Raw genomic sequence first — 11,817 nt, forward strand, 5'->3', positions numbered from 1 at the left:
CTGGTGCGGATCGCTCTCACTCGATACTGGGGTACCTGGTGAAGAAGTCACGCATCGCGTTGCCGCTCGTTGCCCTGTTCGCGACGGCGTTCGCCGTCCCCGCCGATCGCCTGGATGCTCCGCTCGGCACGCCGCCGGTCGAGGCCGCGCCCGCGGCATCTTCGGCCCACGAAGGCCCGAGCGTCTTCGCCGCCGCCGACCCCGACGACGGCCTGGTCACCGGCAGCGCGACCACCGAGGTCGCGCCCGGGCTGAACCTGACCCAGTTCGACCGGTTCGACCCGGCAGGCTGGATCCGCGGCGACACCTTGTCCGTCGACCTGGGCAGCAGGGTGCTGAAGCCGACGTACCTGAGCCCCGGCACGGTCTCCGCGCGCACGCCGCTGTCGCAGCAGGTCACCCGGGCGGGCGCGGTGGCCGGCGTCAACGGCGACTTCTTCGACATCAACGCCACCGGCGCGCCGATCGGCGTCGGCATCGACCGCGGGCAGCTGCAGACCGCGCCCGCCGCCGGGCACAACCTCACCGCATCGATCACCGACGCAGGGAAGGCGCAGCTGGCTTCGGTCTTCCTCGAAGCGAGCGTGACGCTGCCCGGCGGGACCGTGCGGGCGACCAACTTCAACAGCCCGGTCCTCGGCACGGACGCGATCGGTGTCTACACGCCGTTGTGGGGCGCGTCGGGCCGTCAGACGTCGGTCGCCGGTGCGTCCCGGGTGCGCGAGGTCGAGCTGCGCGACGGCGTCGTCACCGCCACGCGCGAGCAGCCCGCGGCCGGCCCGATCGCGGCGGGCACGACACTGCTCCTGGCCCGCGAAGCCGGCGCGGACGCCCTCGCCGCGGTGAAGCCGGGTGACCCGGTGGCCGTCACCTACGCGCCGCGTTCGGACGCCGGGAAGATCGCGGTCGCCGTGGGCGGCAACGAAGTCCTGCTGCGCGACGGCGTCGTGCAGCCGGTCGACGACGTCGCCATGCACCCGCGGACCGCGGTCGGTTTCTCCGCCGACGGCCGGAAGCTGTGGCTGGCCACCGTGGACGGGCGGCAGGCCGACAGCCGCGGGATGACCGAGCTCGAACTCGCGCGGCACATGAAGAGCCTCGGTGCCGACGACGCGATCAACCTCGACGGCGGCGGGTCGTCGACCCTCCTGGCGCGCACCGAAGGCGAAGCCGCACCGAGTGTCCGGAACGCGCCGTCCGACGGAGGGGAACGCCTGGTGCCCAACGGGATCGGCTTCGCGACCGTGCCGGGCAGCGGCCGGCTCACGGGCTTCGCGCCGGCCCCGGCGGTGGCGGCCGACGGCGCGGACCGCGTGCTGACCGGCCTGACCCGGCACCTAGTCGCCGACGGCCACGACGAAACCGGCGCCGCGGTCGCCGCCGACCCGCGCTGGAGCACTTCGGCGCCCTGGCGGGCGACGGTGACCCACGGGGTCGTCACCGGGCACGGCGCGGGCCGCGTCGACGTCGTCGCGAGGGCCGGTCGCGCCTCGGGGAAGACGACGCTTTCCGTGCTGGGCAGGGCGATCCGGCTCGGGACGAGCACCGAGCAGGTCGCGCTGTCGGCCGTGGGCGCGAAGAGCACGTTCAAGGTCTACGGCTACGACGCCGACGGCTACGGCACCTGGCTCGAGCCCGACGACGTCAAGCTCGACTACGACCACTCCGTGGTGAAGGTCGTGCCGGCGGGCGACGGCTACGAGGTGACGGCGCTGACCGCGTCCGGGGCTTCGGCGATCACCGCTTCGGCGGCCGGCCTGACCACCCACCTCGCCGCGTCGGTCGGCACGGTGGCGCAGGTGGCGTCGCCGCTGGACGGCCCGGCGGGCTGGACGGCGACGGTGTACCCGGCGGTCGTCGGCGCGGCGCTGTCGGCGGCACCCGGCCGCGACGGCGGCGCCGGGCTCGCGCTGGACTACCGGCTGACCGGCACGACCGCGACGCGCGCGGCCTACGTGACGCCGTCCACGCCGCTCGCCGTCCCCGCGGGCACGCAGAAGCTCGGGCTGTGGGTCGACGGCGACGGCAAGGGGGCGTGGCTGCGGGCGGAACTGCGGGACGCGGCCAACGTTGCGTCCATTGTGGACCTTTCGCTGAGCGTGGACTGGACGGGCTGGCGGTACGTCACGGCCGCGATCCCCGCCGGGCTGCCCGCGGGCCAGCGCCTGGCGCGCTTCTACGCCGTCGAGAACGTGCCGGACCAGCAGTACGAAGGCCGGCTGGTGTTCGACGACCTGACCTTCGAAGTCGCGCCGACGACCGCCGTGCCCGCCGACCCCGCCCCGCACGACCCGGCCCTGGTCACCGACGGCGTCCTGACCGGCGGCCTGCGGGTCGCGGTGGTCAGCGACGCGCAGTTCACCGCGGACGACCCGGCCGGGCCGCTGGTCGCCCAGGCCCGCCGGGCACTGCGTGAAGCCGTCGCCGCGAAACCGGACCTGGTGCTGCTCAACGGCGATTTCGTCGACCGCGGCACGGCGCCGGACTTCGTGCTGGCCAGGCAGGTGATCACCGAAGAGCTGGGCGAGCTGGTGCCCTGGTACTACCTGCCGGGCAACCACGAGGCCGAAGGCGGCAACGGGCTCGCGAACTTCCAGGCCGCGTTCGGGGTCACCCACCGCGTCGCCGACGTGCACGGCATCCGGCTCGTGCTGCTGGACTCCTCCCGCGGCTCGCTGCGCGCGGGCGGGTTCGACCAGGTCCGGATGCTGCGCACCGCGCTGGACTCCGCGGCCGCGGACCGGTCGATCCGCGGGGTCGTCGTCGCCATGCACCACCCGGTGAGCGATCCGAGCCCGACCGGGAACTCCCAGCTCGGCGACCGGAAGGAAGCGAAGCTGCTGACGCAGTGGCTGACCGGGTTCGAGCAGGCGTCCGGCAAGCCCGCGGCTTCGGTGGCTTCGCACGCCGGCGTGTTCTCGCTGTCGCGGGTCGACGGCGTGCCGTACCTGGTCAACGGCAACTCGGGCAAGGCGCCCGCGGCCGCACCCGGCGACGGCGGCTTCGTCGGCTGGACGCTGCTGCGCGTGGACCCGGCCGACCGGGACCAGCCGGTGCGGTTCGAAACGCGGCCGAACGTCGACGCGCTGACGCTGACCGGGCCGTCGTCGATGGCGCCGGGGGAGCGCGCTCCGGTGCGTGCTTCGGTGCGCCAGGGGACGCGGGACGTGCCGGTGGCCTACCCGGTGAGCGCGGACTGGACGGTCGGCCGGGGTGTCGTCGCGTTCGACCCCGATTCGGGTGTCCTGACGGCGTTGCGGCCGGGGGTGGCGCGGCTGTCCGTGCAGGTCAACGGGGTGTCGCGGACACTGGTGGTGACGGTAGGCGGGTAATCCGCTCGGTTTTTGTCGGTGGGGGGTCCTATGGTGCGAAGCGTGGACGATACGGAGGACCGGGAACCGGCACTGGTGCAGGCCAAGGCACTGGTGAAGCGCTTCGGCGAGTTCGAGGCGGTGCGCGGGATCGACGTCGAGGTGCGGCGCGGGGAGGCGTTCGGCTTCCTCGGCCCGAACGGTGCGGGCAAGTCGTCGACGATGCGGATGATCGCGTGCGTGTCACCCCGCACCGACGGCGACCTCCGCGTGCTGGGGCTCGACCCGGAGATCGCCGGCCCGCGGATCCGCGCTCGGCTCGGCGTGGTGCCGCAGCAGGACAACCTGGACGTCGAGCTGACCGTCCGGGAGAACCTGCTGATCTACGGCCGCTACTTCGGCCTGTCGCGCGCGGCGGCGCGGCGGAAGGCCGCGGAGCTGCTGGAGTTCGCGCAGCTGAGCGACCGGGCCGACGACAAGGTGGACCCGCTCTCCGGCGGCATGAAGCGGCGGCTGACGATCGCCCGCTCGCTGGTCAACGACCCGGAGCTGCTGCTGCTCGACGAGCCGACGACGGGCCTCGACCCGCAGGCCCGCCACCTGCTGTGGGACAGGCTGTTCCGGCTCAAGGCCCAGGGCACGACGCTGATCGTCACCACGCACTACATGGACGAGGCCGAGCAGCTGTGCGACAGGCTGGTGGTGATGGACCACGGCCGCATCGCGGCGGAGGGCTCGCCGGCGGAGCTGATCCGGCGGTACTCGACGCGCGAGGTGGTCGAGCTGCGGTTCGCCCCCGGGGAGCAGGTCGCGGCGGCCCAGCAGGCCGAGGGCCTGGTCGAGCGCGTCGAGGTGCTCCCGGACCGGGTCCTGCTGTACAGCGACGACGGCGAGGACACGCTGGAGCGGGCCCACTCCCGCGGCGTGCGGCCGGTGTCGAGCCTGGTCCGCCGCAGCTCGCTGGAGGACGTGTTCCTCCGGCTCACCGGCCGGACGCTGGTGGACTGATGGCGACGATCTCGACCGGCCGGGTGGTCGGCAAGTGGACCGGCGCCTGGCTGCTGGTCGAGGGGCGCTGGACCTGGTACCGCAGGCACTGGGTGTCCACTTTGTACTCGACCGGGCTGCAGCCGGTGCTCTTCCTCGCCGCCATGGGGCTCGGGTTCGGCTCGCAGGTGCGGCCCGGCGCGGTCACCGGCGGCCTGTCCTACCTGCAGTACATCGCGCCCGCGCTGCTGGCCGCCGGGGCCGCGCAGCAGGCCGTCGGCGAGTCGAGCTACCCCGTGCTCTCCGGGTTCAAGTGGCAGAAGGAGTACCTCGCCGTCACCGCCACGCCCGTCTCGCCGGGCCAGGTCTTCGGCGGCCACCTGATCTGGTCGGCCCTGCGGCTGACGCTGGCGGGCGCGATCTACGCCCTCGTCGCGCTGTTCTTCGGCGCGTGGACCGGTCCGGGCGTGCTGCTGGTGATCCTGGCCGGCACCGTCACCGGCCTCGCCTGCACCACGCCGATGAGCGCGCTCGCCGCGCACACCTTCGACGAAGGCCAGCGCTTCGGGCTGATCTTCCGGTTCGTGGTGATGCCGATGACGTTGTTCTCCGGCACGTTCTTCCCGATCTCCCAGCTGCCGGGCGCGATCCGCTGGCTGGCCTGGCTCTCGCCGCTGTGGCACGGCTCGCAGCTGGCCCGCGGCGTGAGCATCGGCGGCGTCGGCGGCTGGGCGATGCTCGGTCACTTCGCCGTGCTGGCGGCCCTGTTCGCGGCCGGGTGGGTGCTCGCGCACCGGGCCTTCTACCGGAGGCTGGTGGTCTGACGTGACGACCGTCGAAACCCGCGCCGGGTTGTTCCTGCGCATCCTGCCGCCCGGGCTGTACGCGGGCCGCGCCCGCATGATCGTCGAACGCTCGGTGATGGTCTACCGCGGCAGCTGGCTGATCTTCCTGTCCGGCGCGGTCGAGCCGTTCCTCTACCTGCTGGCCTTCCAGCTGGGCTTCGGCAAGCTCGTCACCGCGGTCGCGGGCCCGGACGGGCAGCCGATGAGCTACGTCGCCTTCGTCGCGCCGGCGCTGCTGGCGACGTCGGCGATGAACGGCGCGGTGTTCGAATCCACGTACAACCTGTTCTTCAAGCTGCGCTACGCCAAGCTCTACGACGCGATGCTGGCCACCCCGATCGGCCCGCTCGACGTGGCTCTGGGCGAGATCGGCTGGGCGATCACCCGCGGCGGCATCTACGCGGTCGCGTTCCTCGCGATCGCGGCGGCGATGGGGCTGCTGGCCTCGTGGTGGGCGCTGCTGATGGTCCCGGCGGCGCTGCTGGTCGGCCTGGCGTTCTCGGCGATCGGCATGGCACTGGTGACGTTCCTGCGCTCGACGGCCCAGTTCGACTACATCCAGCTCGGCCTGACCCCGATGTTCCTCTTCGCGACGACGTTCTACCCGCTGTCGGTGTACCCGGAACCCCTGCAGTGGGTGGTCCGCTGCCTCCCGCTCTACCACGCGATCGAGCTGATGCGCGGCCTGGCCACCGGCCTGCTCTCGGGCGGCATGCTGATCAACCTGGCGTACCTGCTGGTCCTGGGCGCACTGGGCCTGTGGGCATCAACCCGCCGGATCGCCAAGCTCCTCCTGACCTGATGCCCCGCCGATCACGCGAGATGCCCCGCCAGTCACGCGTGTGACGCGCCCGATCACGCGAGATCCGCCTCCGATCACGCGAGATCCGGCCACAAGCACGCGAGATCCGGCTTCCCGCACCAGCCGTGGCCGGTCAGCGGGCCGGGTCGGGCCGTCCGGACGGCACCCCCGACGGCGGGACGTGCACCATCCCGTGCCCGTAGAACCCGTTGTACCCCTCGTACCCCGCGCAGTACGCGTCCTGCAGCCCGTCCCCGGTCAGGTCGTAGTCGGCCGGGCAGGGCATCGGCGTCGCCTGGGCCTCGAGCGTCCGCCGCAGCTGCCGCGGCCGGGCCTCCGGGGCCGCCGACGCCAGCAGCGCCAGCACCCCGGTGACGTGCGGCGCGGCCATCGACGTCCCGCACAGCGGCGCGTACCCGCCCGGCACCGTCGAGAGGACGCATTCGCCCGTCTCGCCGCCCGGGGCGGTGACGTCGATCACGCCCAGTCCGTACGAGCTGTACCCCGCCTTCACCCCGTCCGCGCCGACGGCCGACACCGCGACGACGTCCCGCAGCCCGGCCGGCAGGGCTTCGCACCCGCTGCTCGCCCCCCGCGCCCCCGAGCGCGCCGACGGCGTCAGGTCCACCGCCTCGTTCGTCGCCGCCGCCACGTTCAGCGTCCCCGCCGACGTGCTGTACTCGACCGCGCGGGCCAGCACCTCGTGCACCACCCCGCGGTCGTGGCCGCGGATGCACGACAGCGACCACGGGTTGACGAAGAAGCTGCTGTTGGTCACCCGCATGTGCCGGGCGGCCGCCCACATCAGCCCGCACACCGCGGCCTCGGGATCGGCGTAACCCCGGTCGTCGATCACCTTCACCGACGCCACTTGCACCCCGGGGGCCACACCCGTCACGCCGTGCCCGTCGCCGGTCGCCGCGATGATCCCGGCCACGTGCGTCCCGTGCACCGACGTCGTCGGGGCCCACGCCGAGGGCGACCGGTCGGGTGCACCCGTCAGGCAGCCGGCGGAGTCGTCGCGGTCCAAGGCGCCGGCCAGGTCCGGGTGGTCCGGGTCGATCCCGGAGTCCAGCACGCCGACCACGACGTCACGGCGGCCGGGCGAGGTGTCCGGGCCGGCCGGGGCCCCGATCATCCGCATGTCCCACTGCTGCCCGCTCAGGTCCGTGGCCGGCACCCGCGCGGGATCGGTCACGGGCAGCGCGGCCCGCGCGGGCTGCGGCTTGACCTCGGCGGCGCGCTGCGCGGCCAGCCGCTCGGCCTGCGCGCTGAACGCCCGGTCCGGCCCGATCCGGGTACCGAAATCCGGGTCGCCGGAGGTGGCGACCGCGACGGCGATCTGCGGGTAGTAGACGGTGGCGGCGCCGCAGGCACCGCCGATTTCCGCACGGGCGGCGGCTTCGGTCGTGCCGCGGTCGAAGGTGACGACGTACCGCAGGGCCCGGCCGTGGGCGCAGCCGGGGTCGGCCGCCGCCGGGCCGGCGGTGACGCATCCCGAAAGCACCAGGACGGTGCACACGGCCGCCCGCAGGGGCCGCGCCAGCAGGGACACCGGACCTCCCACCGGATGCAGGAACCGCGGGTGCCGGCGCGCGAGAACCCGGGCACCCCGAGCCGCACCGTAGCCACCCGGTGCTCCGCGGACAAGCGCTGCGGCGAAGTTCCCCCGGCGGTGGGGCGAGTGAGAGCGCCACGGCACGCCCGGGTGCCTGCGGGAGGTACCGAGTACACCGGAGTGGTCACCCGGTGTGGGATACTCGGGGTGGCCGCTGGGCCGCGGGGCGCACGTGAGAGGTGCTGCCTGCGGCGTTGTGGCCCGGTGATGTGCGTGAACTCCCGCGGCGCGCGTCGCCGCCCGTGAACCGGGCGGCTGGACGACGTGGCGGGCGGTCGGGGGCCGCGAATGCCTCACGCACGCACGCCGCCGAGCAGACCTTTGACCGGGTTGCGCGTCACCGGAGAGCCGGTGCGACGTCCGGTTGTCGGGCAAGGATTCCCGCCGCTGGTGACCACCACGGCGGAACGAACAGAAAGGGGCCCCTGCGCGGCCGCGTCCCTGCCGGTGCGAACCGGCAGACGCGCCCGGGGGCGGAGGAGACACATGTCGAACGCGGAAACACCCGCCGAGCACACCGGCGGGAATCCCGCCACACCCACGGGCGGCCCGCTGGCCGACCTGCCCGCCCGGATCCGGGTGCACGCGCTGGCCAAGCTGCTGGAGTCGCACAGCCGGGACGTCCTCGCCAAGCTCGCCGAGCTGGGCGAAAGCGTGCGCAGCGCGCAGTCGAGCGTGACCAGGGACGTGGCGCTCAAGGTGGCCGAGGCCTTCGCGCCGGCCGAGCCCGCCGGTGAGACCGGGAACACCCCGGCCGAGCAGCCCGCCGAGACCCGCCCCTCGGTGCCCGAGGTGCCGGTCGCCGAGGCCGAGAAGCCGCGGCCGCGGCAGAAGACCCGCGCGCACCTGCCGGTGTTCGCCGCCCCCTCGCCGGTCTTCCTGCCGCCGGAGCCGGCCGAGGTCGCCGTCAAGCCGGCCCGCAAGCCGGCCGACCCGTTCGCGGAGCCGCCGTCGCGCCCCGAGCCCGAGGCCGCCGCCGAAGAAGAGGTCGAAGACACCACGCCGGGCGCCGACGCCGGTGCCGACGAGGACGGCGACGACGCCGGCAGCCGCCGTCGCCGCCGCCGCGGCCGTCGCGGCCGGGGCCGCGGCAAGGGCGCCGAGGGCGGCGAAGACACCGCCGAAACCGAGGACGACCAGGCCGAGGAACAGCCGCGCCGCAAGGGCCGCAACAGCGACGAAAAGCCCGAAGCGGACACCGAAGAGGCCGAGGAGACCGCTGAGTCTTCCGCGGACGCCGAGAGCGACGCCGACGAGGGCGAAGGCGGCAGCCGCCGTCGCCGTCGCCGCCGTCGCCGCAAGGGCTCGGACGGCGAGGACGCCGAGGCCACCGACGACCCGCCCAACACCGTCACGCACGTCCGCCAGGCGAAGGCCGAGCAGCCCGAGCGCCCGGCGCGCGACGAGGTGCGCAGCGTCCGCGGGTCGACCCGGCTGGAGGCCAAGCGCCAGCGCCGCCGTGACGGCCGCGAGGCGGGCCGCCGCCGCGCCCCGATCCTGTCCGAGGCCGAGTTCCTGGCCCGGCGCGAGTCGGTCGAGCGCACGATGGTCGTCGCCGAGCACGGCGACTCCACGCAGATCGCGGTGCTCGAGGACGGCGTGCTGGTCGAGCACTTCGTGACGCAGTCGGGCTCCGGCTCGATCGTCGGCAACGTCTACCTCGGCCGCGTCCAGAACGTGCTGCCGAGCATGGAGGCCGCGTTCATCGACATCGGCCGCGGCCGCAACGCCGTGCTGTACGCCGGCGAGGTCGACTGGGACGCCGCCGGCCTGGAGGGCAAGGCCCGCAAGATCGAGCAGGCGCTGTCCACCGGCGACTCCGTGCTGGTCCAGGTCACGAAGGACCCGGTCGGGCACAAGGGCGCCCGGCTGACCACGCAGATCTCGCTGCCCGGCCGCTTCCTGGTGTACGTCCCCGCGGGCGGCGCCACCGGCATCTCCCGCAAGCTGCCGGAGAACGAGCGCCGCCGCCTGAAGGACATTCTCAAGCGGATCGTCCCGGAAGACGCGGGTGTGATCATCCGCACCGCCTCCGAGGGCATCGGCGAGGAGGAGCTGGGCCGGGACGTCGACCGCCTGAAGGCGCAGTGGGACGTCATCAAGGAGAAGGCCGCCGCGGGTTCCGCCAAGAAGGGCGGCGCGCCGACCATGCTCTACGAAGAGCCCGACCTGCTGGTCAAGGTCGTGCGCGACCTCTTCACCGAGGACTTCACCAAGCTGGAGATCCAGGGCGAGCGGTCCTGGGAGACGATCAACGGCTACGTCAGCCACGTCGCCCCGGAGCTCACCGAGCGCCTCAAGCGCTACACCGGCACCGGCAGCGCCTTCGCCGACCACCGGATCGACGAGCAGATCACCAAGGCGCTCGACCGGAAGGTCTGGCTGCCGAGCGGCGGTTACCTGGTCATCGACCGCACCGAGGCGATGACGGTGATCGACGTCAACACCGGCAAGTTCACCGGATCGGGTGGCAACCTCGAGGAGACGGTGACCCGCAACAACCTGGAGTCGGCGGAGGAGATCGTCCGCCAGCTCCGGCTGCGGGACATCGGCGGCATCATCGTCATCGACTTCATCGACATGGTGCTCGAGTCCAACCGCGAGCTGGTGCTGCGCCGGCTCACCGAGTGCCTCGGCCGGGACCGCACGCGCCACCAGGTCGCCGAGGTCACCTCGCTCGGCCTGGTCCAGATGACCCGCAAGAAGATCGGCACCGGCCTGCTGGAGGCGTTCTCGACGCCGTGCGAGCACTGCAAGGGCCGGGGCGTGATCGTCTCGACCGAGCCGCAGCGCATCGCCGGTGGCGGTGGTGGCGGTGGTCACAACCACGGCGGCCACAACCAGGGCGGCAACGGCAACGGTGGTGGCGGCAACGGCGGCGGGGAGAAGAGCTCCCGCCGGTCGCGGGGCCGTGGCAAGGCCGAGGAGGCCGCCAAGGAGCCGGCCGAAGCCGCCAAGACCGAGGTGCACGCGGTCCCGCCGCCCGAGAAGCGCGAGTCGATCGCTTCGGCGGTGGCGGCGATGGCGAACGCCTCGAAGGCCGCCAAGGAGCACGACCACGGCGCGCTGAACGGCAACGGGCCCGCCCCGGAGCCGGCCAGGGAGGTCGCGGACGTCCCGGCGACCACGGAGGCGGACGAGACGCCGGTGACGGCCGAGCCGCCCGCCGAGCCCGCCCAGGAGGTCGCTGGCACCCCGGTGACCACCGAGGCCGACGAGACCCCGGTCCCGCAGGACGAGGAACCCGAGGTCGAGGTCTCCCCGGCGCCGGAACCGGCCGAGGAGCCGGTGACCGACGCCGTGGAGCCGGTCGTCGACGTCAGCGTGCCCGAACCGGCCGTGCGCTCCACCCGGCGCCGTCCGCGCCGGGCGGCGTCGCGGCCCGCGGGCCCGCCGGTGCACGCCTCCGACCAGAGCCAGTGAAAGACTAGGGGGACCCCGGTGGTAACGCACCGGGGCACCCCACGTAACCTGTAGTACGGCCTGCCACCAGAGCAGGTCGCCTGCGCGAGTCCAGGACCGCCGTTCCATCAGGTGGGCCGATCGCGCGGAGCCCCCACCCATTGTCGAGTAATGCAGGAGACTTCCGTGTCGGCGTACGCGATCGTCAAGACCGGCGGCAAGCAGTACAAGGTGGCCGTCGGCGACGTCGTCGAGGTCGAGAAGCTCGAGGGCGAGCCGGGCACCGAGCACATCCTCCCCGCCGTTTTGTACGTCGACGGTGGCGAGGTCACCACGGACGCCGACGCGCTGGCGAAGGTCTCGGTCACCGGCAAGGTCGTCGAGCAGACCAAGGGTCCGAAGATCCGGATCCACAAGTTCAAGAACAAGACGGGCTACCACAAGCGCCAGGGTCACCGGCAGAAGCTGACCCGCGTCGAGGTCACCGCCATCTCCCTGTAAGGGTTTCTCCGGATCTTCGTTTTGCAGAAAGAGGACTGAGCTATGGCTCACAAGAAGGGTGCGTCCAGCTCCCGCAACGGTCGTGACTCGAACGCGCAGCGCCTCGGCGTCAAGCGCTTCGGCGGCCAGGAAGTCAACGCCGGCGAGATCCTGATCCGCCAGCGCGGCACCAAGTTCCACCCCGGCGTGAACGTCGGCCGTGGCGGCGACGACACGCTGTTCGCCCTGGCCGCCGGTGCGGTCAAGTTCGGCGAGAAGCGTGGCCGCAAGACGGTCAACATCGTGCCGGTCGAAGCCTGAGTCCTGGCTTCGATCTAGACCTCTGACGAGGGGTGGGGCCGGAATATCCGG

The 11,817-nt window shown here is 73.2% G+C and carries 8 protein-coding genes; 7 read left to right on the forward strand and 1 reads right to left on the reverse strand.

What is annotated here, in order from left to right; translation table 11 throughout:
* Positions 1-59 precede the first annotated feature (59 nt).
* Genes ABZX11_RS19840 through ABZX11_RS19855 form a run of 4 tightly spaced genes read left to right on the forward strand, consistent with a single transcriptional unit; the run spans position 60 to position 5,945 of the window.
* Positions 60-3,332, forward strand: a complete 3,273-nt coding sequence (locus tag ABZX11_RS19840) for a phosphodiester glycosidase family protein (RefSeq protein ID WP_354914871.1) — start codon at positions 60-62, stop codon at positions 3,330-3,332.
* Positions 3,333-3,362: 30 nt separating this feature from the next.
* Complete coding sequence (locus ABZX11_RS19845) at positions 3,363-4,319, forward strand: ABC transporter ATP-binding protein (RefSeq protein WP_354914752.1); 957 nt, start codon at positions 3,363-3,365, stop codon at positions 4,317-4,319.
* Complete coding sequence (locus tag ABZX11_RS19850) at positions 4,319-5,122, forward strand: ABC transporter permease (RefSeq protein ID WP_176171784.1); 804 nt, start codon at positions 4,319-4,321, stop codon at positions 5,120-5,122. The genes ABZX11_RS19845 and ABZX11_RS19850 overlap by 1 nt, the downstream gene beginning before the upstream one ends.
* Before the next feature lies 1 nt (position 5,123).
* Positions 5,124-5,945 carry an ABC transporter permease gene (locus ABZX11_RS19855; RefSeq protein ID WP_354914754.1) on the forward strand — a complete coding sequence of 274 codons (822 nt, stop codon included), beginning with the start codon at positions 5,124-5,126 and terminating at the stop codon, positions 5,943-5,945.
* Positions 5,946-6,078: 133 nt separating this feature from the next.
* Here the strand turns inward: ABZX11_RS19855 and ABZX11_RS19860 are convergent, their stop codons facing one another.
* The gene (locus ABZX11_RS19860) at positions 6,079-7,500 is read right to left on the reverse strand and encodes a S8 family serine peptidase (RefSeq protein WP_354914756.1); all 1,422 of its coding nucleotides are present in this window, start codon (positions 7,498-7,500) and stop codon (positions 6,079-6,081) included.
* A gap of 549 nt (positions 7,501-8,049) precedes the next feature.
* On the opposite strand from ABZX11_RS19860, the gene ABZX11_RS19865 reads away from it, so the two are divergent.
* The 3 genes from ABZX11_RS19865 (at position 8,050) to rpmA (ending at position 11,766) form a co-directional block, all read left to right on the forward strand.
* A complete protein-coding gene (locus ABZX11_RS19865; RefSeq protein WP_354914758.1) occupies positions 8,050-10,986 on the forward strand; it encodes a translation initiation factor IF-2 N-terminal domain-containing protein in 2,937 nt (978 codons plus the stop codon).
* Between the two features lie 165 nt (positions 10,987-11,151).
* Positions 11,152-11,466 (forward strand): 50S ribosomal protein L21, encoded by a 315-nt coding sequence (gene rplU / locus ABZX11_RS19870; RefSeq protein WP_086678418.1) that lies wholly within the window; start codon positions 11,152-11,154, stop codon positions 11,464-11,466.
* Positions 11,467-11,508: 42 nt separating this feature from the next.
* Positions 11,509-11,766, forward strand: coding sequence for a 50S ribosomal protein L27 (gene rpmA / locus ABZX11_RS19875; RefSeq protein WP_176171780.1), 258 nt, complete (start codon positions 11,509-11,511; stop codon positions 11,764-11,766).
* Positions 11,767-11,817: the final 51 nt, after the last annotated feature.

This window comes from Amycolatopsis sp. NPDC004169, from assembly GCF_040610315.1.
Lineage (GTDB): Bacteria > Actinomycetota > Actinomycetes > Mycobacteriales > Pseudonocardiaceae > Amycolatopsis.